Here is a 26,113-nt window from a genome sequence, read left to right as displayed (position 1 = left end):
AGCACCTCACCTCACATCCGGAAGACGCCGTAGCCGACCTGCTCCAGCGGCGCGTTGCCCGCAGCCGACAGCGCCAGGCCGAGCACCGTGCGGGTCTGCTTCGGGTCGATCACGCCGTCGTCCCACAACCGAGCCGTCGAGTAGTACGGATGCCCCTGCTGCTCGTACTGCTCGCGGACCGGGCGCTTGAACTCCTCCTCGGCCTCGGCGGGCCAGTCCTCGCCGCGGGACTCCTTCTGGTCGCGGCGCACGGTCGAGAGCACCGAGGCGGCCTGCTCGCCGCCCATCACGGAGATCCGCGCGTTCGGCCACATCCACAGGAACCGCGGCGAATACGCCCGCCCGCACATCGAGTAGTTCCCGGCGCCGAACGAACCGCCGATGACCACGGTGAACTTCGGGACCCGCGCGCAGGCCACGGCGGTGACCATCTTCGCGCCGTGCTTGGCGATCCCGCTCGCCTCGTAGTCCTTGCCGACCATGAACCCGGAGATGTTCTGCAGGAACACCAACGGGATCGAGCGCTTGTCGCAGAGCTCGATGAAGTGCGCGCCCTTGAGCGCGGACTCGCCGAACAGGATGCCGTTGTTGGCCACGATTCCCACCGGATGCCCGTGCAGCCGGGCGAATCCGGTGACCAGCGTGCTGCCGTAGTCGCGCTTGAACTCCTGGAACCGGCTCCCGTCCACGATCCGCGCGATGACCTCGTGCACGTCGTAAGGAGTTCTGCTGTCGGTGGGCACCGCCGCGTACAGATCTTCCGGTGGCACGACGGGTTCCTCGATCGGCAGGACGTCCCACGGCCGCGGCTCGCGCGGGCCGAGCGTGCTGACGATGGAGCGCACGATGCGCAGCGCGTCGGCGTCGTCGGCCGCGAGGTGGTCGGTCACCCCGGAAGTGCGCGAATGCAGCTCACCGCCGCCGAGCTCCTCGGCGGTGACCTCCGCGCCGGTTGCGGCCTTCACCAGCGGCGGACCGCCAAGGAAGATCGTGCCCTGCGCGCGCACGATCACCGCCTCATCGCTCATCGCGGGGACGTAGGCGCCACCGGCGGTGCAGGAGCCGAGCACCGCGGCGATCTGCGGGATGCCGCGGGCCGACATCGTGGCCTGGTTGAAGAAGATCCGCCCGAAGTGCTCGCGGTCCGGGAAAACCTCGTCCTGCCGCGGCAGGAACGCGCCGCCGGAGTCCACCAGGTACAGGCACGGCAGGTTGTTGTGCAGCGCGACCTCTTGCGCGCGCAGGTGCTTCTTGACCGTCATCGGGTAGTAGGTGCCGCCCTTGACGGTGGCGTCGTTGGCGACGATCACGCACTCGCGCCCGGAGACCCGTCCGATGCCGGTGATGATCCCGGCCGAGGGCGCTTCGTCGTCGTAGAGGCCGTGCGCGGCCATCGGCGCGAGCTCCAGGAACGGCGAGCCCCGGTCCAGCAGCGCGTCCACCCGGTCGCGCGGCAGCAGCTTGCCGCGCTCGGTGTGCCGGGCGCGGGACTTCTCCGGACCGCCGAGCCGGGCGCGGGCGAGCTCGGCGTTGAGGTCGTCGACCAGCGCCTCGTGCTCGGCGGCGAACCGCGCGGCGGGTTCGGCGGCCGGGTCGAGTGCGCTGCTCAGAATGGGTGCGTCCACGGGCGAACCTTCCGCTCGCGCGGTGCCGATGGGGATCGGTTAGTCATCGTTAACATGGCCGATGTTAACGAGCGCTAACCGATGCGTCTAGTATCGGTTCCGATGACCGGCACCGCACGTCCGACCCGCCGCGAGCAACTGCTCGACGCTGCGGCGGAGCTATTCGCCCGCTACGGCTTCCACGGCGTGGGCATCGACGACATCGGCCGGGCCGTCGGCATCTCCGGTCCCGCGCTGTACCGGCACTTCCGCAGCAAGGACGCGATGCTCGCGGAGATGCTCACCGGCATCAGCGACCGGCTGCTCGACGGCGGCCGCAGCCGCGCGGACACGACCGGCGAACCGCGGGCGGCGCTGGAGGAGCTGGTGCGCTGGCACGTCGAGTTCGCCCTCACCAACCCCGCGCTGATCAGCGTGCACATGCGCGACCTGGACAGCCTCGCGGAAACCGATCACCACCGGGTGCGCGAGGTGCAGCGCTCGTACGTGGAGGTCTGGGTGGAGGTGCTGCGCCGGGCGCGGCCGGACCTGGACGTGCCGACGGCGCGGGCGGCCGCGCACGCGGTGCTCGGGCTGATCAACTCGACGCCGTACAGCGCGCACCTGGACACCGCCGCGATGGGCGCGCTGCTGCACCGCATGGCACTGGCCGCGCTGGAAGGCTGAGCCGCCGGAACACGGCGCGCTGCCCGGATTCCGGCGAGCTACCCGGGTTCCGGGGAGCCACCCAGACCCAGTGAGCTACCCGGTGCTGGCGAGCCACTGGGGTTCCGGCGAGCTACCCGAGTCCCGGTGAGTTACCCGAACTCCGGCGAGCTACCCGGCCAGCGGCACGCCGTCGACTTCGGTGGTCAACCCGTCCGCGTGCAGGCACAGGTACCCGGCGATCGCGCGGGCACCGTCCAACGGTTCCGGGTAGGACCAGGCCGCGTCCGGGATGAGCCGGTCATCCGTGTGCAGCGAGCGGTAGGACGCGGTGCCCTTGTACGGGCACACCGTGTGCGTCGCGCTCGGCCCGAACAGGTCGGTGCGCACGTCCTCGGGCGGCAGGTAGTAGCGGTTCGGCAGACCGGTCTCGGACAGCAGCTTCGCGCGCCTGCTCTCGGCCACCACGACATCCCCGGCCAGCACCCGCACGTGCCGTCCGGTGCTGCGCACGTCGACCCGGTGGTACGGGTCGCGGATGTGGCCGAAGACCTCTTCGTCCTCGTCGAACCAGGCGTCCATCGCAGCCCAGTAGACGGCGGCGTAGCCGTCCAGCCAGGTCGCGTCCTCGGTGGGCTGCGGGTAGGTCCACACCGCGTTCTCCGCGATGCGATCACCGACCCGCACGGAGAGGTAGGCGGCGTCGCCCTTGAACGGGCAGTGCGTGCTGTGCGCGGTGGGTTCGAGCAGGTCCGTGCGCAGGTCCCGCTCCGGGACGTAGAGCTGCGGGAGCAGGTTGCTCTCGTGCAGCAGCTTCGCGCCGGTGCTGTCGAGGACCACCTGCCCGCCGAACAGCGCCCGCACGCGGCGCGGGAAGTCGTGCCAGAACAACCGGTGCGGCGGGCCGTCGATGCGGTAGTTCACCGTCTCCGGCGGCCGGGTGGTCAGCGGGCCGCCGCCGAGCGTGAGCGCCATGGTTCCCTCCGATGTCAGCCGTGATGCCGTACCTGGGCAACGCCCTGGCGAGCAGCAGCCTTCCACCGCTCACGGATCAAGCGCCGCACCGGATTGCAGGCGCCCACGACCGGGTCAAGACTGGCCGAACCGCCCGAGCAGCGGACAACACGTCGCCGAGCCGCAGGAGCTGGCATGGCCACCGTGCAACGACCCGTCCCGGAACCGACCCGCGCTTCCACCACGCCCCGGCCGTCGAAGAGTTCCAAGGTCGTTTCCTGGGCGCACAGCACGGACCCGAAGGTGATCGGCAAGCTCTACCTCGCCACGGCCTTCGGATATTTCGTCGCGGGTGGCCTGATGGCGCTGCTGATCCGCGGCGAGCTGGCGCAGCCGGGCCTGCAGTTCCTGTCCACCGAGCAGTACAACCAGCTGTTCACCATGCACGGCACGATCATGCTGCTGCTGTTCGCGACGCCGATCGTGTTCGGGTTCGCCAACGTGATCCTGCCGCTGCAGATCGGTGCGCCGGACGTGGCGTTCCCGCGGCTCAACGCGCTGTCCTACTGGTTGTTCCTGTTCGGCGGGCTGATGGTGCTCAGCGGGTTCGTCTTCCCCGGTGGCGCGGCCGACTTCGGCTGGACCGGGTACACGCCGCTGTCCCGGTCGATGTTCAGCGCCGGGTTCGGCGGCGACATCTGGATCACCGGGCTGGTGGTCAGCGGGCTCGGCACCATTCTCGGCGGGGTCAACATGATCACGACGATCGTGTGCATGCGCGCACCCGGCATGACGATGTGGCGGATGCCGATCTTCACCTGGAACATCCTGGTGACCAGCATCCTGATCCTGATCGCCTTCCCGATCCTGACCGCGGCGCTGATGGGGCTGCTGGCCGACCGGCACCTCGGAGCGCACGTGTTCGACCCGGCCAACGGCGGGGTGATCCTCTGGCAGCACCTGTTCTGGTTCTTCGGGCACCCCGAGGTCTACATCGTGGCGCTGCCGTTCTTCGGCATCATCACCGAGATCATCCCGGTGTTCAGCCGCAAACCGCTGTTCGGCTACACCGGCCTGGTCTTCGCGACGCTGCTGATCGGCGGGCTCTCGGCGGTGGTCTGGGCGCACCACATGTTCGCCACCGGCGCGGTGCTGCTTCCGTTCTTCTCGTTCACCACGTTCCTGATCGCGGTGCCGACGGGGGTGAAGTTCTTCAACTGGATCGGCACCATGTGGCGTGGGCACATCACCTTCGAGACGCCGATGCTGTTCTCGGTCGGCTTTCTGGTCACGTTCCTGCTCGGCGGGCTGACGGGGGTGCTGCTGGCCGAGCCGGGCGTGGACTTCCACGTGCACGACACGTACTTCGTGGTGGCGCACTTCCACTACGTGCTGTTCGGCACGATCGTCTTCGCGGTGTTCGCCGGGATGTACTTCTGGTTCCCGAAGATGACCGGCCGGATGATGGACGAGCGGCTGGGCAAGCTGCACTTCTGGCTCACCTTCATCGGCTTCCACACCACGTTCCTGGTGCAGCACTGGCTCGGCAACGCCGGGATGCCGCGCCGCTACGCGGACTACCTGCCATCGGACGGGTTCACCGGGATGAACGTGGCCTCGACGGTCGGGGCGTTCATCCTGGGCGCTTCGATGCTGCCGTTCCTGTGGAACGTGTTCGTCAGCGCCCGGTTCGGCACCCCGGTGACCGTGGACGACCCCTGGGGGCACGGCAACTCGCTGGAGTGGGCCACTTCGTCCCCGCCGCCGCGGCACAACTTCACCGAACTGCCCCGCATCCGCTCGATCCGGCCGGCGTTCGAGCTGCACTACCCGCACATGGCGCGGCGGTTGGAGGAAGAGGCGCACGTCGGGCGCAGAGCCGGCTCCGAATGATCCGGGGCTCAGCGCCCGCGAACTCGGCCGTGATCACGGTGGGCGCTGTGCACAACGGCTTCGCGGCGAGCGTCCGACCTCGCACAAATCGTTTCGCAACCGGTAACGCAGGGGCAGGGGCGCACGACGCACCGGACGACGCCGCCGAACGGGTGAGAAGGCTCGGGTGCCGCAGTGGCCCGCTTCATATCCTCCTCGGGAACATCAGTCGCACTGGCTAGTGTTGTGCGCGTCGGGAGCGGCCAGCGTCGGCCGGTCTTCCTGAATCCATTGAGCACGCACCGCCGGAAAAGCCGGCGGCGCCTGCACGTGCCGCTGTCGAATCGGTTCGGTCGCGGCATTGACCCTGGTCCGGCACGCTCGCACAGGAGACCGCCTTGCCCATTGCCCTGCTGGCTCTGGCCATCGCCGCATTCGGCATCGGCACCACCGAGTTCGTGATGATGGGGCTGCTGCCCGAAGTGGCCTCGAACTTCCACGTGTCGCTGTCCGACGCCAGCGGCTACATCTCGCTGTACGCGCTGGGCGTCGTCGTCGGCGCACCGCTGCTGACCGCCGCCGGGATGCGCGTCCGGCGCAAGACCATCCTGATCAGCATGATGGGGCTGTTCACGCTGGGGAACCTGGCCTCGGCGCTAGCCCCGACGCACGGCACGCTGCTGGCGGCGCGGTTCGTCGCCGGACTGCCGCACGGCACCTTCTTCGGCGTGGGCGCCGTCGTGGCCGCGGGACTCGTGGCCCGCGACAAGCGCGCGCAAGCCATCTCGATGATGTTCATCGGGCTCACCGTGGCCAACATCGTCGGTGTCCCGCTGGGCACGCTGCTCGGCCAGAACTTCGGGTGGCGCTTCACGTTCGGCGTGGTGGCGGTGATCGGCGTGGTGGCGCTGGCCGCCGTGGCCGCGCTGGTGCCGCAACAGCCGAAGCCGACCGACGTGAGCCTGCGCGGCGAGCTCGTCGCGTTCAAGCGCCCGCAGGTGTGGCTGGCGTTCGCGGTGGTGGTGTTCGGCTTCGCCGCGACGTTCTCGTTCTACAGCTACATCAAGCCGCTGCTGACCGACGTCACCGGCTACACCCCGGCGATGGCGACCGCGCTGCTGGCGCTGTTCGGCGTCGGCATGACCGTCGGCACCATGATCGGCGGGCGGCTGGCGGACCGGGCGCCGATGCGCACGCTCTACGCGTTCCTCGCCGCGCTGGCGCTGGCGCTGACCGGGTTCCTGTTCACCGCGCACAGCATGACGCTGGCCGCGATCAACGTGTTCCTGGTCGGGCTGGCCGGATTCGCCGCGATCCCCAGCATCCAGGCGCGGATCCTGGACAAGGCCAAGGAGGCCCCGGCGCTGGGCTCGGCCAGCATCCAGTCCACGTTCAACATCGCCAACTCGCTGGGTGCCTACCTCGGCGGGCTGGTCATCGCGGGCGGCTTCGGGCTGACCGCGCCGAGCTGGGTGGGTGCGCTGCTGGCCCTGGTCGGGCTCGGGTTCGCTGGGCTGTCGGGCTGGCTGGACCGCGGACCGAAGGCGGGCGAACTCGTCGCCTCGCACCGCGCGGAGCAGCAGGGTTCCGCCGCGCAGGCCGAGGCGCCGCACGCGAGCTGAGCTCGGCGCGGGACCGGCAGGTGCGGATAGCTCGCCGTCCGGCGGCGTGCTGTGATGGAACGCGCCCCGGCGGGAATCCGCGCCCCGCGCAGCTGGTTGCACGGGGCGGCTCCCCCGCACGACGCGCCGACGGTGCGGGCCACGACAACGTTCGACCCGAAAGGTACGAGTAGATGACCCAGGTTCCGAACCTCACGCTCAACACCGGCGCAGAGATCCCGCAGATCGGCTTCGGCGTTTTCCAGGTGCCGCCGGACGAGGTGATCGAGCCGGTGCAGGCGGCGATCGAGGCCGGGTACCGCAGCATTGACACCGCTGCCGCGTACGGCAACGAAGAAGGGGTCGGCAAGGCGATCGCCGAATCGGGGGTCCGGCGCTCGGACCTGTTCGTCACCACCAAGCTGTGGAACGACCGGCAGGGCTACGACGAGACGCTGAAGGCGTTCGACGAGAGCATCACCAAGCTCGGCCTCGACTACGTGGACCTGTACTTGATCCACTGGCCCGCCGCAGGTCAGGACAAGTACGTCGAGACCTGGAAGGCGTTCGAGAAGCTGCACGCCGACGGCCGGGTCAAGTCCATCGGCGTGTCCAACTTCCAGATCCCGCACCTGCGCCGGCTGTTCGAGGAAACCGAGATCACGCCCGCGCTGAACCAGATCGAGCTGCACCCGAACCTGCAGCAGAGCGACCTGCGCGCGTTCCACCGCGAGCACGGCATCGTCACCGAGGCGTGGAGCCCGATCGGGCAGGGCAAGGGCCTGCTGGAGGACTCCACGCTGGTCTCGCTCGCCGAGAAGTACGGCAAGTCCGCTGCGCAGATCGTGCTGCGCTGGCACGTGCAGCTGGGCAACGTCGCGATCCCGAAGTCGGCGACGCCCGCGCGGATCCGGCAGAACATCGAGGTCTTCGACTTCGAGCTCGCCGACGACGACATGACGGTGCTGGCAGGGCTGGAGACCGGCAAGCGCGTCGGCCCGGACCCGGACGTCTTCGGCGCGTGATCGACACCACTCATCGCTGATCGAAGCGACGCCAAGGCCCGCTCGGCACCCGCCGGGCGGGCCTTTTCGCGGCCGGGCTCCGGGCGCAGCACCGATTCGGAGTGCGGGCGTGTTCCGGCTTCAGGTGGCGGGCAGGGGGCGCAGGACGGTGCTGCCGGAGCGCAGCGACGCGACCTGGCTTCGGGTGGCGATCGACTTCGGCATCCGGCCGAGCCGCTGCAGCGGCGTGCTGCGCTGCGCCGAGGTGAGCGCGGCGGTGCGCGACACCTTCAGCACGCGTGACCTGCGTTCGCACTCGTAGCTGCGCAGCGCCTCCTCCGGATGCCGCTCGACGGCCCCGAGCAGGTGCGACAGCAGCCAGGCGTCCTCCAGCGTCTGGTTCGCCGCCTGCGCCACCGCGGGCGGCATCGCGTGCACGGCGTCACCGATCAGCGTGGTGCGCGGCCCGCCCCAGATCCGCGGAACCTTGTGCCGGATGTGCGGGAAGAAGCCCACGTCCTCCGGGCCGATCTCCTCCAGCAGCGGCCAAACCGGATCCGGCCAGCCGGCGAACGCCCGGCGCAGCTCGCGGACCGATCCGATCGGCTCGCCGTCCTGCCACGGCAGGTCGAACCACCAGTGCAGCAGGCCGCCGCCTGCCGGGATGAATCCGCAGTGCGCGACCCGCCCCGCGATGTTCACGGTCTGGTTCCCCTGCGCCATGGGCAGGTCGCTGCGGGTGAGTCCTTGCCAGCTCGCCCAGCCGGTCATCCGCGCGGGCCGCCCGCCGAGCACCTGGTTGCGCACCACCGAGCGCTGCCCGTCCGCGCCGATCAGCACGTCTCCTTCGGCGCTGGTGCCGTCGGCGAAGCGCGCGACGACCCGGTCCGCGGTCTCCGCGACGCCGGTGCAGCGGCGGCCGAAGTGCAGCACGTGCGTGGGCAGCGCGGCCGCGAGCTTGCCGGTGAGCAGCCTGCGCGGGGTTTCGATGGTGGGGGAGCCGAGGCGTTCGGTGACGTCGGCGAGGTCGGCTTCCCACAGCAGCCGCCCGGAATCGGTGATCGAGCGGAGGCTGTGCAGCGGCCTGCCCACGTCGGCCAGCGACACACCGAGCTGGCCGAGCGCCGCGGTTCCGTTGCTCCACACCGTCACCGCCGCGCCGCCGTCCCGCAGCGCCTCCGCGTGCTCGAAGACCTCCACGTCGTGACCGGCCTCGAGCAGTCCTTTGGCCGCGGCGAGGCCACCGATCCCGGCGCCGATGACGAGAACGCGCATGGTCTCCATCCGTCCCGCGAAGCTGGTCTGCCGTGGCGATATTTTAGCCACCCGTCCGGAGTATCCCGGTTGTCGTTACTCACATATGGTGACGAATGCCTCCCTGCGGGCCGGTTGCGCTGGGATCATCCGCCCAGTGGCAAGCGGGCTCCGCACGGCCTCGCGGCGGGCAGTATCTTGCCGGGCCATGACCCCTCGCGTCGCACCGCCGTTCCGCGCCGACCACGTCGGCAGCCTGCTCCGCCCGCCCCGCTTGCTGGAGGCCCGCGACGAGTTCGCGGCCGGTCGCCTGGACACCGCCGGGCTGCGGCAGGCCGAGGACGAAGCGGTCACCGACGTGGTCGCGATGCAGGAAGAGGTGGGCCTGTCCAGCGCCACCGACGGCGAGTTCCGCCGCAGCTCCTGGCACATGGACTTCCTGTACCAGCTGCGCGGGATCTCCCAGGTGCAGGACTCGTCGCTGACCGTGCAGTTCCACAACGCCGCGGGCGACATCGAGTTCGCCACCCCGGAGATGCGGGTGGACGGCAAGCTCGGGCTGGACGAGCCGATCTTCGGCGACGCCTTCACCGCGCTGGCCGACCGCACGACCAGGACCACGCCGAAGCTGACCATCCCGTCGCCGGGGATGGTGCAGTACCGCGGCGGCCGGGCGGCGATCGATCCGGAGGTGTACCCGGACCTGGCCGAGTTCCGCGCGGACCTCGCCGCGGCCTACCGCGCCGAGGTGCACGCGCTGGCCGGGATGGGCTGCCACTACCTGCAGCTGGACGACACCAGCCTCGCCTACCTCAACGACCCCAAGCAGCGCGAGCAACTGGCCGCGCGCGGCGACGACGCCGAGCACGAGCACCTGCGGACCATCGAGCTGATCAACGCTTCGCTGGCCGAGCGCCCGAAGTCGATGTCGGTGACCACGCACATGTGCCGCGGCAACTACCGCTCGTCCTGGGTGGCCGAGGGCGGCTACGAGTTCGTGGCCGAGTCGCTGTTCAACCAGCTCGACGTGGACGGGTTCTTCCTGGAGTTCGACGACGCCCGCTCCGGCGGATTCGCCCCGCTGCGGTTCGTGCCGAAGGGCAAGCAGGTGGTGCTCGGGCTGGTCACCACGAAAAGCGGTGAGCTGGAGTCGGCCGACGAGCTCAAGCGCCGGATCGAAGAGGCGTCCCGCTACGTCGACCTGGACCAGCTGTGCCTGTCACCGCAGTGCGGCTTCGCCTCCACCAAGGAAGGCAACGCGCTCAGCTACGAGCAGGAGGTCGCGAAGCTGCGGCTGGTCGTGCAGGTCGCCCAGGACGTCTGGGGCTGAGCGGAGCCCGCGCGGCGGTCCTGCCGCGGGACCGCCGTGAGGAGGTTCCGTCGTGCATGGCAGCAGTGCCCGCGGCGGCGCACCGCCGCGCACCCTCGGTCCCGGCGCTCAGGCGGCGGCTGGTTCGAGGAACCGGCCCGCCACCAGCCCCGGCTCCTCCTCGCCGTCGAACCGGACCCACAGCACTGGGCCGTCGAAGACGTCGGGAAGCCCTGACGCGGTCTCCACCACCGTGCCGACCTGATCGCGGAACCGGCCGAACGAGGCACGCACCCTGGTGCCAGGCTCCAGCGGACTCGATGACTGCTCCATGACCGAGGACGTTACGTCCCCGTGAGGCGGAACGGAAAATCGCGTCCGGGTGACGCCAGGATGAACGGGATGACCTGCGGTAGCGACCCCGCGACGCCCCCGCTGCCGGGCGAATCGGGCTTGTTCAGGTGACTGACCTCACCATCGTCGCAGGTAGAAGCGTTGCGATCGGGAAGGGGAGCCGATGCGCCGAATTCGCGCCGACGGCGAGCACGAGCTGGTGATCAAGCGCTCCCGATTCCGCTGCGTGCTCGCCCGGGTGGAGACCGAGCAGCAGGCCAAGGACTTCGTCGCCGAGCAGCGCAAGCTGCACCACGAGGCGCGGCACCACTGCTCGGCGCAGGTGCTCGACCACGGCCGCACCCAGCGGTCCAACGACGACGGCGAGCCGGCCGGCACCGCGGGTGCGCCGATGCTGGAAGTGTTGCGGCGCAACGAGATCACCGGCGTGATCGCCGTGGTGTCGCGCTACTTCGGCGGAGTGCTGCTCGGCGCGGGCGGGCTGGTCCGCGCCTACGGCTCAGCGGTGTCGGCGGCACTGGAGCAGGTGGGCCTGGTCGAGCTGCGGCCGGTGCGCGTGGTCTTCACCACTGTTGACCACGCCGCGGCGGGAAGGCTGGACAACGACCTGCGGGCGGCCGGATTCACGGTGTCCGATGTGGACTACGCGGCGCGGGTGCGGTTCGAGCTGCACGTGCCGGTGGACGAGGTCGAAGCGTTCGAGGTGTGGCTCGCGCAGGCCACCAACGGGTCCGCACAGGCCGAACTCGGCGCGGTCCGCTACGCCGAAGTCCCGATCTGACCAGCTCAAACCGCCAGCAGGTAACCCGCCCCGCCTGCGACGATCCCCATCAGGGCACCGACCACGACCTGAGCCGCGGTGTGCTCGCCCAGCCGCACCCGCGACCACCCGATGGCCACCACCAGCAGCCACAGCACCAGCAACCAGCCGGAGTAGACGACCGCCAGGATCGCCACCGCACCGGCTGCGACCGCGGTGTGCACCGAAACCTTCCACCACACCGTGATCAGCGCGATCGCCAGCAGCGCGGTGAGCATCGCGACGTCCAGCGCGACCATCAGGTGCGGTGCGCCCGTCCGCAGCAGCACTCCGAGGCCGAGCGAGCTCAGCACGATCAGCAGCGCGAACGGGATCAGCCTGCCTTCCCGGTTGCGCACGTGGTGCCCGTCCCACCAGCCGAGCCGGGAGCCGGCGACGATCCCCGACATCGGCAGCACGCTGCTGGTCAGCGACACGAACAGGCCCCAGCCCAGGGTCGCCCACGGCTCGTGCGTCGCGCTCCAGGCCACTGCCAGCGGCAGCACCAGCACGATCAGCGACGGGGAGAACAGTTCGGTCAGCAGCAGCGCTAATACGTCCGCGGAGGCGCGCTGCGCCCATGCGGCCTCGAACCTCGCTCTGGTCCTCGTGTTGACCTCGGTCATGTCCGACCTCCCCGGCTGGTGCCCTGCGCCTCCCGCACCATGATCACTCAACTCAGTGGATCTCGCCGTGGAAATTCCCCGCTGATCGGAGGGGCGCAGCATCGGCGCCCGCCGAGCGACCCACCGCGCGGAGCTCCGCCTGCGCTGACGAAGATCACCCGGTCAGCGGTTACCGAGAGCGATCAACCGGCGACAGCATGAGCCGGTTGCGGCACCGCCTGCTGGGGAGGATCGGGTCATCGCCGAACGAACGAACTCCGATGCCATCGAGTGGCCGGACGCCAGCCTGCTCGCGCGGTTGCGCCCGCCGACCCGGGACGCGCTGCTCGGGCTGGGCACGGTGAAGATCTTCGAGGCGGGCGAGACGATCCTGCGCCAGGGCGACGAGAGCACCCACGTCGTCCTGCTGCTGCACGGTTCGGCGAAGGTGCAGGCGGTCTCGGCGGCCGGCGGGTTCGCGCTGCTCGGCGTGCGGTTCGGCGGCGACCTGGTCGGCGAGATGGCCGCGATGGAGCAGCGCCCCCGCTCGGCGATGGTCACCGCGGGCACGCGCGCACGCACGAAGCTGGTCAAGTCCGCGGACTTCAACGACTTCCTGCACCGGCACGCGGACGCTTCCTTCGAACTCACCAGGATGGTCAACGAGCGGCTGCGCTGGGCCAACCGGCGCCGGGTGGACAACGCGCAGCACAGCGCGCCGGACCGGGTGCAGCGCGTGCTGCTGGAGGTCATGCAGACCTACGGAGTCCTGGACCGGGACGGCAGCCACCGGCTCGGCACCCCGCTGAGCCACGACGATCTGGCTTCGCTGTCCGGAGTTCGGCGCCGCACGGTGGAGAAGGTGCTGCACGGCTTGGAGAAGCAGGGCATCGTGCTGCGGCGCTACCGGCAGGTGATCGTCACGGACCTGGACGAACTGCGCCGCCTGCTGGGCGACTCGGGCTGAGCCCGCACCCGCACCGAACTCGGCAGATCAAGTGACCTGAGTCACCAAACCGTCTCCGCCGAATCGCGGAATCGGTTGATCCATTGATCTGTGCGATGTTGCTCAGGAGGTGTGGGTTCAATGCCGAACCTGACTCGCCCGCGAAAGATCGGCAGCCTCGGGACCGCGGTGGCGGCGATGGCGCTGGCCACCGCGGGCACGTCGATCCCGGCAGCCGTCCAACCAGCGGCTGCCGATCCGGCGGCCGACGAACTCCCGGTGGTCAACTCCGGGGTGGCCGCGCTGGCCAACGCGACCGCCCGGCCCGGGTCCGATCCCGCCGGTGCCAACGACTTCACCTGCAAACCCTCCGCGGAACACCCCCGGCCGGTGGTCCTGGTGCACGGCACCGTCGAGAACATGACCTACAACGGGTTCTCGCTGGCACCGCGGCTGGCCAACGAGGGCTACTGCGTCTTCGCGTTCAACTACGGGCAGGACACCGGACTCGGCGTCGGGCTGCCCGGCGCCTTCCCCACCGGGGGCACCGCGCCGGTGCCGCAGTCGGCCGCTGAACTGTCCGGGTTCGTCGACGAGGTCCGCGCCGCCACCGGCAGCGATCAGGTCGACATCGTCGGGCACTCGCAGGGCGGCATGATGCCGCGCTACTACCTGAAGGAACTCGGCGGCGCGGACAAGGTCCGGCACTTGGTGGGTCTCGCGCCGTCCAACCACGGCACCGACGTGGACGGGCTCGCGCACCTGCCCGGCGTGCCGGAACTGCTGCAGGCCGGACTCGGTGACTCGGTGCGGGACCAGATGCACGACTCCGCGTTCCTGGCCGACTTGAACGCCGGCGGCGACACCGTTCCCGGTGTCGACTACACCGTCGTCGCAACCCGCTACGACGAGATCGTGACCCCGTACACCTCGGCCTTCCTCGACGGCCCGAACGTCACGAACGTCCTGCTGCAGGACGGTTGCGAGATCAACGCCACCGACCACTTGGGCATCTCGTTCGACCGCCGCGCCGAGCAGTACGTGCTCAACGCACTCGACCCGGCCGACGCCGAAGAACCGCCGTGCGTCCCGAGCCCGCCGGTGAACGGAAATAGCAGAGAAGAGGGCTGAAGCTACACATGCACCCCGGCCTGCGCCCTTACGCGGGCACAGCTTGGTTCGGCTCCATTTCGGCCAGCCTCCGCAGCGATATCGGGTCCGCGGAGGTCAGGTAACGGTAGCTCTGCGGTGGCTGGAAAGCGGCTTCGTCACGGAGCCAAGCCAACGTGTACGGAATCGCCAACGCCTGAGCCTTGCCGATGGACAGCGCAGTGGCCAAGCCGCTCCCTGCGAAGTACTCGTCGTATTCCCGGCGTCGTACGCCTGCGTGCTGCTTGTGCTTACGCCAAATCGAATCGGGGGTGCCGGATTCCCGGCCCAACAGCGTCGCAACGCCCACGACGGACATGACCGGCGAACTGGCGTAAAGCACTAGCTCGGTGCCAATCGGGGCAGCGACCCGGGTACGACGCAGCTCGACGGTTTTGGAGCCGGTCAGTATCGCTTCGGCGAACCGCGGCCGCAACGAAAGCAGCAACGGACGCGACGTGGGTTCCACCGGGGAAATCGTGGGGGCACTCATAGCATGAGATCCTAGACTATTAGCACAGCAGTGCGAAGCGACTTGGGGAAAGTATCTCGGATATCACCTTTACGGGTGGTCGTCAGCCTCGCCCGGAACCCCACGGCGGTAGATCTCCGCGAAGAGAGCAGGGCTGACCCGCACCGGGGAGAGGAAGTTCCTGGGACCACCCATCGCCGGACCGAAGGTGTCATAATCCGCGCGCCATACCGGATTTGTGAACAGTTCCGTGTTCGAGAACCGCAAGACTTGCACCCGCCCGTCCTGATCGGCGGCCCCTTGCACGTCCGCCACCCTGAAGACACCGTAATTCCGCAGGGCAGTATGCATCTCCGCAGCGTCTCCAACATTGACCGCGTATAGGAGCGATGTACCGATAAACCGAGCCTTCCCGGTCATCTTAATATTTTCGCTCATGTACCACAGAATTCGAGCCGGGTAAGCGAGCGAGCCGTTTTTGGGGCTGCGATAATATACATGGTCCACCCCCAGGGAAAGCTGATCACCGCGCGGGGTTAACGTGCGTGGCTCACCGAACAATTCTGCACTCCACCTGGGCTGAATGGCGACAGCGAAACACGGCAGCTCACCGTCGATGACCTTTGCCGGCCAATGCGAACGTTCGAACTCCGCGACCGCATGTCGACCGAGGTTGGGTTGCAATGGCACCCCGCTGCCCACCTTGACGACATTACGGGCGGCGTTCATCTCCGCGGTAACTTCCAAGCTCGTTCCACAGCGGTTAACGATCCACGCGTACCAATGACCGTCAATGTGCCGCAATCCATCATACTCGGCAAAACGTGCAACAAGCGAAGGTAGGGCAGCGTCACTGATATCCACCACTTTGGCCCCTTGCCTACGCGCCGCTTGCCGAATCTCCCAGATGAGGTGCCGCGCCAGGGTGTCGACGATGGGGTGATCCACGATCCGTAGCAGCGGAACGTGATACACAGACCCCTCCTTGAACCCCGCGTAGCACGCGACCGCTCGCTGATCCGGGCCATGGATGATCCAGTGCGGGAACTGTGATCGAGCCAGCCACCGAAGGTGGTCTCGAAATTCTTTCTTGCGTTCCCCTTTATCGGCGTTCAAGAAGCCAAGCAGCTCATCTTCGGAGTCCGAAGCCGCCTGCACCGTCGTGTACCGTCCGTCGTGCAGAGCTTCCGGTTGGTAGGCCATGAAGTTCGCCAGCTCGTCGAGACGAGTGATCACGCGGTCCGGAGACATCACCCGAAGACCGGTGCGCTCTCGCACGATGGGACCGAACCGCCTGATCAACGCCTCATCCCAAGTGACGAAGGCTCCAGCACCGCAGACGGCCGCTTCCGCGAGCTGCCACAGGTCTCCTACGTCCTGATCGTTTTTGGGAAATCCGGGATTGTCTCGAACGACGTCGGATAACAAAAGTTCGTAAAGTTGCTCGGCTTCCCACGGTGGACCTTCCTTGCGCGGACAAGACGCCGCCGCCTTGCGAAGATTTTCCTGATCATCGGATGGGTGCCGGGCGAGATCGCGATCCAACCCTCTGGTCGTGACGACCTCCAAACGATCTACCAGGTGGTCCGCAAGCAGCATTCGCGAGTCAGCGGCACGCGGATGCTCAGGCCGGATAAACAGGTCCAGCAAGACATTCACATCAGCCACGACCGCCAGTGGGCTCAGTTCATCGTACTGAGTGAACAGGTCCGGATGCCCGTGGTCTCGCCACCATACCGTCATCGCCGCTGCATCCTTACCGCGCCCGAGCGTGGAAGCGCGCTTCGTGAATCCCAACGATCGCCAAGTATCATCCATCTCGTAGTCATCGCGACACTTCGCCCGAACCCCGAGCTTGTCCGAATGTCGCCTGCTAATCTCGGTCACGAGCAACTGCGCGACACCTCGGCGGCGATTCTCTGGGTGGACGCAGAGATGGGTCAGCGAAACTTCGTTCCGCGGAAATTGGAAGAGCGCGTAGCCGACGATCGCTCCGCCGATGACTGCGGTCAGCAAACCACCTTTCTCCGCATAACCATAGTAGGCGGCGTGCGGAAGCATTCCGAGCGTCTTCTTGGACCGGTTGCCCAAAGCAATTGACGCTTCGACCGTCTCGATGTCATCCGGGGCAACCTTGGTGATCACGATCTCGTCGGCGTTCGCTGCCATGCGATGTATGGTGACTTCAGCAAGCCGTTCTCGGGCATTTTTCGAGATCTTTCACCCGTTGAGGCCACGAGCTGAGCGCGCGCGGGTCGCGTGTAGCCAGGGGCGGGGAACCCCCCTGATCCGTCCAGGGCAACCTACGCCTCCCGCGCTGCTCGCTAGACTTCGGCGACGGCGCGGCGCATCGCGCCGCGCCCACCCGAGCGACCAGTGAAGGATCGTCGATCGCCATGTCCGAGAACGCTCCTGCCCGCCCGGCCGCGCGACCCGCGGGCAGGCGGCTCGCGATGATCGCCGGTGCGCTGCGCGGATCCGCTTCGCTTTCGCTGGCGGAGCCGGAACTGCGGGGGCTGGCGGAGCTGGTGCGCCCGGGTGATGTCTGCTTCGACATCGGCGCCGCCTACGGGATGTACAGCTTCACGCTGGCGAGCCTGGCCGGGCCCGCGGGCGCGGTGTACTCGTTCGAGCCGCAGCCGAAGCCCCGGCGCGTGCTGCGGACGGGCGTTCGCGCGTGCGGCTTGCAAAACGTGCGCGTCACCGACGCCGCGGTGGGCAGCGAACCCGGGTCGCTGGAGATGGCGCTGCCGGTGAAGTTCGGATTCGCCCCGATCCACGGGCACGCGCACGTCAACGACGGCGTGCGGCAGACCAGGCCGGACACGACGTTCACCAAGACCCGCTCCTGGCGCACCCCGATCCGCGTGGTCGACGAGTTCTGCGCGCAGCAGAGCGTCGAGCGGGTCGACTTCATGAAGGTGGACGTGGAAGGTTTCGAGCCGAACGTCGTCGAAGGCGCGGCGGCGACCGTCGAACGCCACCACCCGACGCTGCTGCTGGAGATCGAGGACCGGCACCTGTCCCGCTACCGCACGAGCGCCGCCGAGTTCACCGACCACCTGCACGGGCTCGGGTACGCGATGTACACCTGGAACAAGCGTTCCTGGGTGCGCACCGCGGAAGTCACCACCGGAACCCGGAACTACCTGTTCGCCGTCGACTCCGCCTGGGGACGCTGACCGGACGGCCGGTGGCGGGCCGGCTCAGCCGAACTCCCGCCGCACGTGTCCCAGCAGATCCGGGTAGCGCCGCAGGTGCGCGCCTCCGTTGAGGTCCATCACCTCGCCGGTCATCCATTCGTTCCGGCTGATGAACACGGCAGCGTCCGCGATCTCCTCCGGCCGTCCGGATCGGCCGAGCGGCGTGTTCGCCAGGTAGTCCTCGTGCACACCAGGAACGTCCAGGGCGGGAGCGGTCAACGGTGTCGCGACCAGGCCCGGCGAGATCGCGTTGACCCGGATGCCGCGTGCCGCCAGCTCCAGCGCGGCCACCTCGGTGAGCATCGCCAGACCGGCCTTTGCCGAGCAGTAGGCCGCCATGCCCTCGGCGGGCTGGCGCGCGTTGAGCGAGGCCAGCGACACGACGCAGCCGCCGGACGACATGTTCCGGCCCGCGTGCTTGATCACCAGGAACGCGCCGCTCAGGCACACGTCGAGCACCCGGCGGAATTCCTCCGCCGCCAGGTCCGTGATCAGCGCGAGCGTGCTCACGCCGACGCTGTTGACCACCACGTCCAGCCGCTTCTCGTGTTCGGCCACGTCCTCGAACAGCGCGCGCACCGATTCCTCGTCGGTGACGTCCACCGCGACGTCCGGGGTGTGCTGCGCGGCGGCGAGATCGGCGGTGATCACCCGGCAGCCGTCGTCGCGCAGCGCCTGCGCCGTGGCGGCCCCGATGCCCGAGGCGCCCCCGACGACCAAAGCCACTCGTTCGCCGGTCCGGTCCGCAGCACCCATCTGGACTCCTGTCTGGACAAGATTTTCGGCTGCTGCCAACATACGATCCGGCCACCTGCGTTGACCAGGGGCGAACCGGCGGATCGCCGGAAGCGCTCCGCGAGGAGTGCTCATGGCCCCCACCGCCGCGATCATCGGAGCAGGGATCAGCGGGTTGACCGCGGGCAAGATGCTCGGCGACTACGGGGTGGGCTACAGCTGCTTCGAATCGTCCGACCGCATCGGCGGCAACTGGGCGTTCGGGAACCCGAACGGGCGCAGCAGCGCCTACCGGTCACTGCACATCGACACTTCCAAGCACCAGCTGTCCTTCCGGGACTTCCCGATTCCCGCGGAGTTCCCGGACTTCCCGCACCACACGCAGATCAAGCAGTACCTGGACGGCTACGCCGCCGCGTTCGGGCTCACCGACCGCATCGAGTTCGGCAACGAGGTCTTGCACGCGCGACGAGTTCCGGGAGGCGGCTGGGAGCTCGACACCCAGCGGGGGCAGCGCAGGCACTTCGACCTGCTCGTGGTCGCCAACGGACACCACTGGGACCCGCGCTTCCCGCAGTTCGACGGGGAATTCACCGGCGAGCGGATCCACTCGCACGCCTACGTGGACCCGCACGATCCGCTCGAGCTCACCGGGAAGTCGATCCTGGTCGTCGGCATCGGCAACAGCGCCGCGGACATCGCCGTCGAGCTGTCCTCGAAGACGTTGCGCAACGAGGTGACGCTGTCCACCCGCTCCGGCGCGTGGGTGGTGCCCAAGTACATCGCGGGCGCTCCGGCGGACAAGTACTTCCGGACCACGCCGCACCTGCCGCTGTCGTGGCAGCGCAAGCTGGTCCAACTGCTCCAGCCGCTCGCCGCGGGACGTCCGCAGGACTACGGGCTGCCGACGCCGAACCACAAGCTGTTCGAGGCGCACCCGACGCAGTCCGTGGAGCTGCCGGTGCGCCTCGGCTCCGGCGACCTGGTGGCCAACGGCGACGTGGCGCGCGTCGACGGGCGGACCGTGCACTTCCAGGACGGCTCCAGCGGTCAGTTCGACGTCATCGTCTGCGCCACCGGGTACAACATCACCTTCCCGTTCTTCGACGAAGAGTTCCTCAGCGCCCCGGACAACCACTTCCCGCTCTACAAGCGGATGTTCAAGCCCGGCTTCGACGACCTCGCGTTCGCCGGGTTCGCGCAGGCGGTGCCGACGCTGTTCCCGTTCGTCGAGTGCCAGGCGCGGCTGCTCGCGGCGTGGGCGGCCGGGCTGTACCGGTTGCCGCCGATCGCCGAGATGCAGCGGGTGATCACCGCCGATGAGCGCCGGTTCATCGGGCACATGGTGCCCTCGGCGCGGCACACCCAGCAGGTGGACTACTTCATCTACGAGCACGACCTGCGCACTCGGGAACTGCCGGAAGGGCTGCGGCGCGCACGTGCGGCGGGGACCGCGCCGTCCGGTGGCGGATGAACCCGCATCCCGCGCTGATCGAACGCACACCGGCCGCGGACCGAGAAAGGGACGGAGCATGACCGAACGCCTGGAAGAAGCGGCGTCCCCGTACCGGCCGCTGACCTTCGACTCCGGCGGCGACCAGTGCCACGCCTGGCACTTCCCGGCCACCGACGACTCCTGCAGCACGGCCGACGGCCGACCGTGCGTGGTCATGGCGCACGGTTTGGCCGGCACCAAGGATTCCGGGCTACGCCCCTTCGCCGAGGGATTGGCGGCGGCCGGGCTCGACGTCCTCGCGTTCGACTACCGCGGCTTCGGCGCGAGCGCAGGGACGCCTCGGCAAACGGTGTCGGTGCAGCGGCAGATCGCGGACTACCGGGCCGCGATGCGCGCGGCCGCGAAGCTGCCCGATGTGCACGCGCAGCGCCTGGTGCTGTGGGGCGTCTCGCTGGCCGGTGGACACGTCATCACCGCGGCGGCCGGGCGCGACGACGTCGCGGCGGTCGTGTCGCTGACCCCGCTCGTCGACGGGCTCGCGGGCGGGAGGCAAGCGCTGGCCACGCATCGGCCGACCGCGCTGCTGCGCTCGTTCGCGGCCGGGATCGGCAGCAGGCTCACCGCTTTCACCGGCGGGACGCCGACGACTATGCCGGTCGTCGGCAAGCCCGGTGAGCGGGCAGCGCTTTCGCTGCCCGGTTGCTACGAGGACTACCTGTCGATCGCAGGCCCCACCTGGCGCAACGAGACCGACACCGGCATCGGCCCGGAACTCGCCGCGCACCGCCCGAACCGCCACGCGGCGCAGCTGCGCTGCCCGTGGCTGGTGCAGATCGCCGACCTCGACCGCAGCGCCCCGCCGCACGCCGCCGCAAAAGCCGCGTTCAACGGCGGCGCCGAGGTCCGGCACTACCCGTGCGACCACTTCGACGTGTGGTCCGGCCGGTCCTGGCACGAACCGGCCGTCGCCCACCAAGCAGCCTTCCTGCGCAGACACCTCATCCCGGCGACCTGACCCGCCGCTGCCATGATCGATTGCATGGGCGAACAAAAGGACCGGATGCTGCGCGGTGAGTGGTACCTCGACGAACCCGACCTGGCCGCGGACCGGCGACGCTGCTGGCGACTGCTCGACCGGTTCAACGCGACGGGCGCGGATGACGATTCCGAGCGGGACCGGATCCTGACCGACCTGCTCGGCGAGCTGGGCTCCGGCGCGGCAGTGCTCCCGCGCTTCCAGTGCAGCTACGGTTTCCGGATCAGCATCGGCGCCCCTGTCGACGACCTCCGCCGATCCTGTTGACCGCACCGGCAGGGCACACTCGCGGACATGTCGGAGTCGCCATCGACACCGGCTGGCTCCTGCACGCAGGAGCCGCATGAAGGGCCGGCACGGCAAGCAAACGGAGGGATCCGGCGTGACAGGCGGACAGGGTGAGCCCGGCCCGGTGCTCTACCACTACGGGCCCGAGGACGACCACGTCGGCGATCTGTGGCTGCCCGAGGGCTCCGGCCCCCATCCGGTCGCGGTCGTGCTGCACGGCGGCTATTGGCGGGCGTACTTCACCCGTGCCCTGATGGACGAGCTGTGTGCCGATCTGGCCAGGCGCGGATGGGCGGCATGGAACCTCGAGTACCGCCGAGTGGGCGCCGGTGGGGGCTGGCCCGCCACCTTCCGGGACGTGGCCACCGGCGTCGACCACCTCAGCCTGCTCGCCGAGCGCTATCCCCTCGACCTCGGGCGTCTCGTGTCGGTGGGCCACTCCGCCGGTGGCCAGCTGGCGCTTTGGACGGCCGCCCGTGCGGGACTCCCACCCGGGGCGCCCGGCGCGGAGCCGATCGTGCGGCCGGTCGGAGTGGTCGACCTGGCTGGGCTCGCCGACCTGCGGTTGGCGGAACAGCTCGAGCAAGGCAGCCATGCCAGTGCCGAATTGCTCGGCGGCACCCCGCAACAGCACCCCGACCGGTACGCAGTCACCTCCCCGGCGCAGCGACTCCCGCTCGGCGTGCCCCAAGGCGTCGTGCACGGCGATGCGGACGTCAACGTCGCCCCCGAGATCAGCGATGCTTACGCCACCGCGGCCCGGACCGCCGGAGACGATGTCGAACTCGTCCGGGTCCCGGGCGCCGACCACTTCGCGCTCATCGACCCTGCCGGTCCGGGGTGGGCGGCCGCGCTCGCACAGCTCGACCGAGTCGCCCGCAGCGCGACCTGACCCGGACCGCGGCGAAAACCGCTGCAGCTCCAGATGACGGGGTAACAGTGTCGCCGAGCTGGCGTAGCGCTGCCACGCTGGCTCGATGACGCTCGACATCCACAACGTCGTTATCAACTGTGAAAACCCACAACGACTGGCCGAATTCTGGACACGAGCTCTGGAGATGGACGTGCTGGAGGACCACGGCTCGTTCGTCTTGCTCGGACGCCGAGGATCGCCGGTCACCCTTGGCCTGCAGCGCGTTCCCGAGCCACACATCGGCAAGAATCGTGTCCATTTCGACATCCACGGAGAATCCCGCGACGTCGCGGTACAGCGCTTGGTCGACTTGGGAGCCGCGCTCCAAGGTGAACAGCGCCCACCGGGTCTAAATCTGGTGTGGACCGTGTTGACCGATCCGGACGGCAATGAGTTCTGCATCACCGGCTAGTGACCCGTTTCGTGGATTCCCGGGCGAACCCTGCCGCGCTGACTTTCGTGGACTCTGCGGAGCAGTTCCGAAAAGGCAACCGGCTTCGGAAACCGCCAACCCGACCCCTGTGAACTGGGTTTTGTTGTGGACCTGACGCTTCCGAAACACGAATACCTCGGCCAACGCTGTTAGCACCGGAAGGCTGACCCAAAGAGCAGTCCGGGAACAAAAAAGCGGTGCGGAGCCGACGGAAATCGGCCACCGCACCTTGGGGCCGCGGGGGCTAGGCCCCGCGACCAACACAACGGGCAACGGCGAAACCGCAGCTGCGGCCAGCAGCATGCACCGCCTCGTGGGGCGCCTGGGGATCGAACCCAGAACCCACGGATTAAAAGTCCGTTGCTCTGCCAGTTGAGCTAACGCCCCGTCCGGGTCAGCCTACAAGCACGCGGCGATCTTGTGGGGCGCGGGCGGGAGGTCGTCGCCCGGGAACGTACGGCTGCTGCCGGTGATCGGGTCGGGTCGGGGACAATGGGCGGGATGACCGCTCTTGACCTGCCCGCCGCGCCCAGCGCGTCCGGTGCCGCACCGTTGCGGATCGGCCCGTACCCGGTCGATCCGCCGGTGGTGCTGGCGCCGATGGCGGGGATCACCAACGTCGCGTTCCGCAGGTTGTGCCGGGAGTACGGCGCGGGGCTGTACGTCTGCGAGATGATCACCAGCCGGGCGCTGGTCGAACGGCACCCCAAGACGCTGGAGATGATCACGTTCGACGCGGCCGAGCGGCCGCGTTCCATGCAGCTCTACGGCGTCGATCCGCAGACCATGGGCGAAGCCGTCCGGATGATCGTGGACGAGGACCTCGCCGATCACGTGGACATGAACTTCGGCTGCCCCGTCCCGAAGGTGACGCGCAAGGGCGGCGGCTCCGCGCTGCCGTACAAGAGGCGGCTGTTCGCCGACATCGTGGCCGCCGCGGTGCGCGCAGCCGAGCCGGCGGGGATCCCGGTGACGGTGAAGTTCCGGATCGGCATCGACGACGAGCACATCACCTACCGCGACGCAGGCCGCCTCGCCGAGGAGAACGGAGCCGCGGCCGTCGCCCTGCACGGGCGAACCGCCGCCCAGCGCTACTCCGGGGAGGCCGACTGGTCGGCGATCGCCGATCTGAAGGACACCGTCCGCAGCATCCCCGTGCTCGGCAACGGCGACATCTTCAGCGCCGCCGACGCACTGCGGATGATGTCCGAAACCGGATGCGACGGGGTCGTCGTCGGCCGCGGCTGCCTCGGTCGGCCGTGGTTGTTCCGGGATCTGCAGGCCGCGTTCGCCGGTCTTCCCACCCCGGAACCGCCCAACCTCGGCGAAGTGCGCCGGGTGCTGCGCAGGCACGCCGAATTGCTCTGCGAGCACATGGGTGAGCAGAAGGGCATGCGGGACCTGCGCAAACACATGGCGCAGTACCTGCGCGGCTTCCCCGTCGGGTCGGACCTGCGACATCGGTCCGGCGTCGTCGGATCGCTGGCCGAACTCGACGACCTGCTCGCCGATCTCGATCCGGACGTCCCGTTCCCCGCCGACGCGGAAGGCCCACGCGGGCGGCAGGGCTCCGCGGGCAAGGTGGTGCTGCCGGAAGGCTGGCTCGACGATCCGGACGACCGCTGCGTCCCCGCGGGCGCTGAGATCGACCACAGCGGCGGCTGAGCCGGGAATGCGCACGATCGCCCTGTGCTCGGCGGCGCTCGCGCTGGCCGGATGCTCAGCGGCGCCGCAGGAGCCGTCGCCGCAGCGGCAGGTGCAGGATTACTTCGCGGCGAACAACGCCGCCGCGCGGCAGGGATCCGCGGCGCAGCAGGAGTTCTTCGATCGGACCCAGCACCCCGAGTTCGGCGACCAGGTCTGCGAGCTCGACGGGCTCACCGTGCAGCTCGAGCCGGCGCTGTCCACGCTGCGCCCGGACCCCGGCTACTCGCCGGACGGCGCCGGGCCGCCGCGCGGAAAGGTGTTCGTGGTCGGTGTGGAGGTGACGGTGCGCCGGGACGGGACGATCACGGGCAGGCAAGTCGGCTCGCAGCACGTCGTGCTGCTGGACGGAACGACGCACGGTTTCGCGCCGTGCCCGAGCGGATCAGGGTCGTGATGCGCGGACTGGAAACCTCCGATTTGCATCGGCGTGACAGAAAACACAGACTGCTCGGCTCCTCCGTGCGGGTGGGGCCGCGCCGTTTCGCTTCCACCGGCCCGCACGGCCCGGTACACACCAAGACAGCCCGACGACGTGAGAAGCGCTCACCAATTCGGAGCAAAGGCTGGTAAGCCGGATGAGCGAATTACAAGATGCCCGCGTCCCGGCGCCTCAAGGCACCCGCCGCAGCCGACGACACCACGGACGGGAGGTGACAGCGATGACCGGACCGCGCGACGGTTTCGCCGGACCCGATCCGCTGCGCGAAGACGTCGCGCGGGCGTGGTGCCCGGCCGCACCGCCGGAGTTCGGGCCGCGGCGCACCCGCCAGGACCTGGCCAGCGAGGGCGGCATGGTGGAGCTGCACGAGTCCATCGCTGCGCTGCTGGCCTCGCGCGGTCAGTGGCGGCAGGCCTACCACCACCTGCGTTCCGCGCTCGACCTGCTGTCCACCCAGGACACCCCGCGCGTTCCGGAACAGCTGCGGCACGAGGTCAACCGGCTGCGCAAGGAGCACGCCGAAGCCCGCGAGCAGAGCCTGCGGGACAGCCTCACCGCCAGCTACAACCGCCGCTACCTGGACGAGCGGCTGGCCGACCTGCTCGCGGTGACCGGCACCGGCGGGCTCGCCGTCGGCCTGGTCGACCTGGACTGGTTCAAGCAGGTCAACGACACCTACGGGCACCTGCTCGGAGATCGCGTGCTGCAGCGCGTCGTCGAGCTGCTGCAAGAGGCGCTGCCCTCGGGCGCGTTCTGCGCCCGCTACGGCGGCGAGGAGTTCGTGCTGGTGCTGCCGACCATCGACGCCGCACGCGCGCTCGCGGTGTGTGAGGCGGCACGCATCCGGATCGAGCGGTTTCCTTGGTCACAGATGGCGCCCGGGCTGCGCGTCACCGTCAGCATCGGCATGGCCCACGTTCCCGACACCGGCCACGAATGCGCCGAGGACACCGCGGAACAGCAGCTCATCGGCGCCGACGCGCTGCTGTACGCGGCGAAGCAGTCCGGCCGCAACGCGGTCGCCTACCGCACCGGGAACGAGGTGCACATCGCCGGGCGCAGCAGTGACCAGCACTCCGGCGCAGGCGCGCACGCCCTCGGGCACTGAACGGCCAGGAATCCGGCACGGACCGTATTTCCGCCGGTCAAGCTACCTATCACAGTTAGCGAGCTCGGCCTAGGGCAGCTGTTGCTTCGTGCACTTATTGTGAAGAAATTGTCGCCCACTATCGTCAGTTCGGGCGATCGGCCGTACTATCTCGGCAGCGTTCGGCGATACGGCTTCGGGGGGTCGGCCGCTGACGCCCAACACCA

The 26,113-nt window shown here is 69.0% G+C and carries 25 protein-coding genes, 1 tRNA gene and 2 pseudogenes; 18 read left to right on the top strand and 10 right to left on the bottom strand.

Annotated features, from left to right (window positions below; translation table 11 throughout):
* Positions 1–11: 11 nt before the first annotated feature.
* Complete coding sequence (locus V1457_RS09005) at positions 12–1,625, bottom strand: carboxyl transferase domain-containing protein (protein WP_200068852.1); 1,614 nt, start codon at positions 1,623–1,625, stop codon at positions 12–14.
* Between the two features lie 102 nt (positions 1,626–1,727).
* Here V1457_RS09005 and V1457_RS09000 point away from each other — a divergent pair, with 102 nt between their 5' ends.
* The gene (locus tag V1457_RS09000) at positions 1,728–2,291 is read left to right on the top strand and encodes a TetR/AcrR family transcriptional regulator (RefSeq protein WP_200068851.1); all 564 of its coding nucleotides are present in this window, start codon (positions 1,728–1,730) and stop codon (positions 2,289–2,291) included.
* A 150-nt stretch (positions 2,292–2,441) separates the two neighbouring features.
* Here V1457_RS09000 and V1457_RS08995 read toward each other — a convergent pair whose 3' ends face one another.
* On the bottom strand, positions 2,442–3,245 hold the full coding sequence (locus V1457_RS08995; RefSeq protein ID WP_338602383.1) for a DUF427 domain-containing protein: 804 nt from the start codon (positions 3,243–3,245) through the stop codon (positions 2,442–2,444).
* Positions 3,246–3,419: 174 nt separating this feature from the next.
* On the opposite strand from V1457_RS08995, the gene ctaD reads away from it, so the two are divergent.
* The 3 genes from ctaD to V1457_RS08980 all read left to right on the top strand — a co-directional run bounded on the left by ctaD (position 3,420) and on the right by V1457_RS08980 (position 7,722).
* On the top strand, positions 3,420–5,117 hold the full coding sequence (gene ctaD, locus V1457_RS08990) for a cytochrome c oxidase subunit I (RefSeq protein ID WP_200068849.1): 1,698 nt from the start codon (positions 3,420–3,422) through the stop codon (positions 5,115–5,117).
* Positions 5,118–5,494: 377 nt separating this feature from the next.
* On the top strand, positions 5,495–6,718 hold the full coding sequence (locus V1457_RS08985) for an MFS transporter (RefSeq protein WP_200068848.1): 1,224 nt from the start codon (positions 5,495–5,497) through the stop codon (positions 6,716–6,718).
* A gap of 173 nt (positions 6,719–6,891) precedes the next feature.
* Positions 6,892–7,722 carry an aldo/keto reductase gene (locus tag V1457_RS08980; RefSeq protein ID WP_200068847.1) on the top strand — a complete coding sequence of 277 codons (831 nt, stop codon included), beginning with the start codon at positions 6,892–6,894 and terminating at the stop codon, positions 7,720–7,722.
* Positions 7,723–7,842: 120 nt separating this feature from the next.
* On the opposite strand, the gene V1457_RS08975 is transcribed toward V1457_RS08980, so the two are convergent.
* Complete coding sequence (locus tag V1457_RS08975) at positions 7,843–8,976, bottom strand: FAD-dependent monooxygenase (protein ID WP_233627023.1); 1,134 nt, start codon at positions 8,974–8,976, stop codon at positions 7,843–7,845.
* Positions 8,977–9,163: 187 nt separating this feature from the next.
* On the opposite strand from V1457_RS08975, the gene V1457_RS08970 reads away from it, so the two are divergent.
* On the top strand, positions 9,164–10,285 hold the full coding sequence (locus tag V1457_RS08970; RefSeq protein ID WP_338602371.1) for a 5-methyltetrahydropteroyltriglutamate--homocysteine S-methyltransferase: 1,122 nt from the start codon (positions 9,164–9,166) through the stop codon (positions 10,283–10,285).
* Between the two features lie 108 nt (positions 10,286–10,393).
* Here V1457_RS08970 and V1457_RS08965 read toward each other — a convergent pair whose 3' ends face one another.
* Positions 10,394–10,597 carry a hypothetical protein gene (locus V1457_RS08965; protein WP_200068845.1) on the bottom strand — a complete coding sequence of 68 codons (204 nt, stop codon included), beginning with the start codon at positions 10,595–10,597 and terminating at the stop codon, positions 10,394–10,396.
* A 184-nt stretch (positions 10,598–10,781) separates the two neighbouring features.
* Here V1457_RS08965 and V1457_RS08960 point away from each other — a divergent pair, with 184 nt between their 5' ends.
* Positions 10,782–11,399, top strand: coding sequence for a YigZ family protein (locus V1457_RS08960; protein WP_200068844.1), 618 nt, complete (start codon positions 10,782–10,784; stop codon positions 11,397–11,399).
* 5 nt (positions 11,400–11,404) lie between these two features.
* Here the strand turns inward: V1457_RS08960 and V1457_RS08955 are convergent, their stop codons facing one another.
* Positions 11,405–12,043, bottom strand: a complete 639-nt coding sequence (locus V1457_RS08955) for a hypothetical protein (protein ID WP_295139146.1) — start codon at positions 12,041–12,043, stop codon at positions 11,405–11,407.
* Between the two features lie 298 nt (positions 12,044–12,341).
* Here V1457_RS08955 and V1457_RS08950 point away from each other — a divergent pair, with 298 nt between their 5' ends.
* The gene (locus tag V1457_RS08950; protein ID WP_338602364.1) at positions 12,342–12,989 is read left to right on the top strand and encodes a Crp/Fnr family transcriptional regulator; all 648 of its coding nucleotides are present in this window, start codon (positions 12,342–12,344) and stop codon (positions 12,987–12,989) included.
* Between the two features lie 120 nt (positions 12,990–13,109).
* Positions 13,110–14,099 (top strand): alpha/beta fold hydrolase, encoded by a 990-nt coding sequence (locus V1457_RS08945; protein WP_338602361.1) that lies wholly within the window; start codon positions 13,110–13,112, stop codon positions 14,097–14,099.
* Positions 14,100–14,127: 28 nt separating this feature from the next.
* Here V1457_RS08945 and V1457_RS08940 read toward each other — a convergent pair whose 3' ends face one another.
* From V1457_RS08940 to V1457_RS30570, 3 genes and pseudogenes are all read right to left on the bottom strand, one after another.
* On the bottom strand, positions 14,128–14,586 hold the full coding sequence (locus tag V1457_RS08940; RefSeq protein WP_338602358.1) for a hypothetical protein: 459 nt from the start codon (positions 14,584–14,586) through the stop codon (positions 14,128–14,130).
* A gap of 1,742 nt (positions 14,587–16,328) precedes the next feature.
* Positions 16,329–16,418 (bottom strand): hypothetical protein, encoded by a 90-nt coding sequence (locus V1457_RS30575; RefSeq protein WP_407074777.1) that lies wholly within the window; start codon positions 16,416–16,418, stop codon positions 16,329–16,331.
* Positions 16,384–16,650, bottom strand: a pseudogene (locus V1457_RS30570) (GNAT family N-acetyltransferase); the annotation flags it as partial. The pseudogene V1457_RS30570 and the gene V1457_RS30575, both read right to left, overlap by 35 nt.
* Positions 16,651–16,985: 335 nt before the next feature.
* Here V1457_RS30570 and V1457_RS08930 point away from each other — a divergent pair.
* Complete coding sequence (locus tag V1457_RS08930) at positions 16,986–17,771, top strand: FkbM family methyltransferase (protein WP_200068842.1); 786 nt, start codon at positions 16,986–16,988, stop codon at positions 17,769–17,771.
* Positions 17,772–17,795: 24 nt separating this feature from the next.
* Here V1457_RS08930 and V1457_RS08925 read toward each other — a convergent pair whose 3' ends face one another.
* Positions 17,796–18,548, bottom strand: a complete 753-nt coding sequence (locus V1457_RS08925; protein WP_338602349.1) for an SDR family NAD(P)-dependent oxidoreductase — start codon at positions 18,546–18,548, stop codon at positions 17,796–17,798.
* 112 nt (positions 18,549–18,660) lie between these two features.
* Here V1457_RS08925 and V1457_RS08920 point away from each other — a divergent pair, with 112 nt between their 5' ends.
* The 6 genes and pseudogenes from V1457_RS08920 to V1457_RS08895 all read left to right on the top strand — a co-directional run bounded on the left by V1457_RS08920 (position 18,661) and on the right by V1457_RS08895 (position 22,632).
* Positions 18,661–20,001 carry an NAD(P)-binding domain-containing protein gene (locus V1457_RS08920; protein ID WP_338602346.1) on the top strand — a complete coding sequence of 447 codons (1,341 nt, stop codon included), beginning with the start codon at positions 18,661–18,663 and terminating at the stop codon, positions 19,999–20,001.
* A gap of 58 nt (positions 20,002–20,059) precedes the next feature.
* Positions 20,060–20,998, top strand: a complete 939-nt coding sequence (locus V1457_RS08915; protein WP_338602343.1) for an alpha/beta fold hydrolase — start codon at positions 20,060–20,062, stop codon at positions 20,996–20,998.
* Between the two features lie 12 nt (positions 20,999–21,010).
* A complete protein-coding gene (locus V1457_RS08910) occupies positions 21,011–21,286 on the top strand; it encodes a maltose acetyltransferase domain-containing protein (protein WP_307849912.1) in 276 nt (91 codons plus the stop codon).
* Positions 21,268–21,363 (top strand): annotated as a pseudogene (locus V1457_RS08905) (MBL fold metallo-hydrolase); the annotation flags it as partial. The gene V1457_RS08910 and the pseudogene V1457_RS08905, both read left to right, overlap by 19 nt.
* A 38-nt stretch (positions 21,364–21,401) precedes the next feature.
* The gene (locus V1457_RS08900) at positions 21,402–22,199 is read left to right on the top strand and encodes an alpha/beta hydrolase (RefSeq protein ID WP_200068838.1); all 798 of its coding nucleotides are present in this window, start codon (positions 21,402–21,404) and stop codon (positions 22,197–22,199) included.
* 85 nt (positions 22,200–22,284) lie between these two features.
* Positions 22,285–22,632, top strand: a complete 348-nt coding sequence (locus tag V1457_RS08895) for a VOC family protein (protein WP_338602336.1) — start codon at positions 22,285–22,287, stop codon at positions 22,630–22,632.
* 335 nt (positions 22,633–22,967) lie between these two features.
* Here the strand turns inward: V1457_RS08895 and V1457_RS08890 are convergent.
* A tRNA-Lys gene (locus tag V1457_RS08890) sits at positions 22,968–23,040 on the bottom strand.
* Between the two features lie 114 nt (positions 23,041–23,154).
* Between V1457_RS08890 and dusB the strand changes: the two genes are divergently transcribed.
* The 3 genes from dusB (at position 23,155) to V1457_RS08875 (ending at position 25,907) form a co-directional block, all read left to right on the top strand.
* Positions 23,155–24,318: a tRNA dihydrouridine synthase DusB gene (dusB, locus tag V1457_RS08885; protein ID WP_200068836.1), complete on the top strand. Its 1,164-nt coding sequence runs from the start codon at positions 23,155–23,157 to the stop codon at positions 24,316–24,318.
* Positions 24,319–24,325: 7 nt separating this feature from the next.
* A complete protein-coding gene (locus V1457_RS08880; RefSeq protein ID WP_295142315.1) occupies positions 24,326–24,754 on the top strand; it encodes a hypothetical protein in 429 nt (142 codons plus the stop codon).
* A gap of 265 nt (positions 24,755–25,019) precedes the next feature.
* A complete protein-coding gene (locus V1457_RS08875; RefSeq protein WP_200068834.1) occupies positions 25,020–25,907 on the top strand; it encodes a GGDEF domain-containing protein in 888 nt (295 codons plus the stop codon).
* Positions 25,908–26,113: the final 206 nt, after the last annotated feature.

It is taken from the genome of Saccharopolyspora sp. SCSIO 74807 (assembly GCF_037023755.1).
Lineage (GTDB): Bacteria > Actinomycetota > Actinomycetes > Mycobacteriales > Pseudonocardiaceae > Saccharopolyspora_C > Saccharopolyspora_C galaxeae.
Note: the sequence above shows the minus strand (reverse complement) of the source record. Positions and strands in the feature narration are given on the sequence as shown.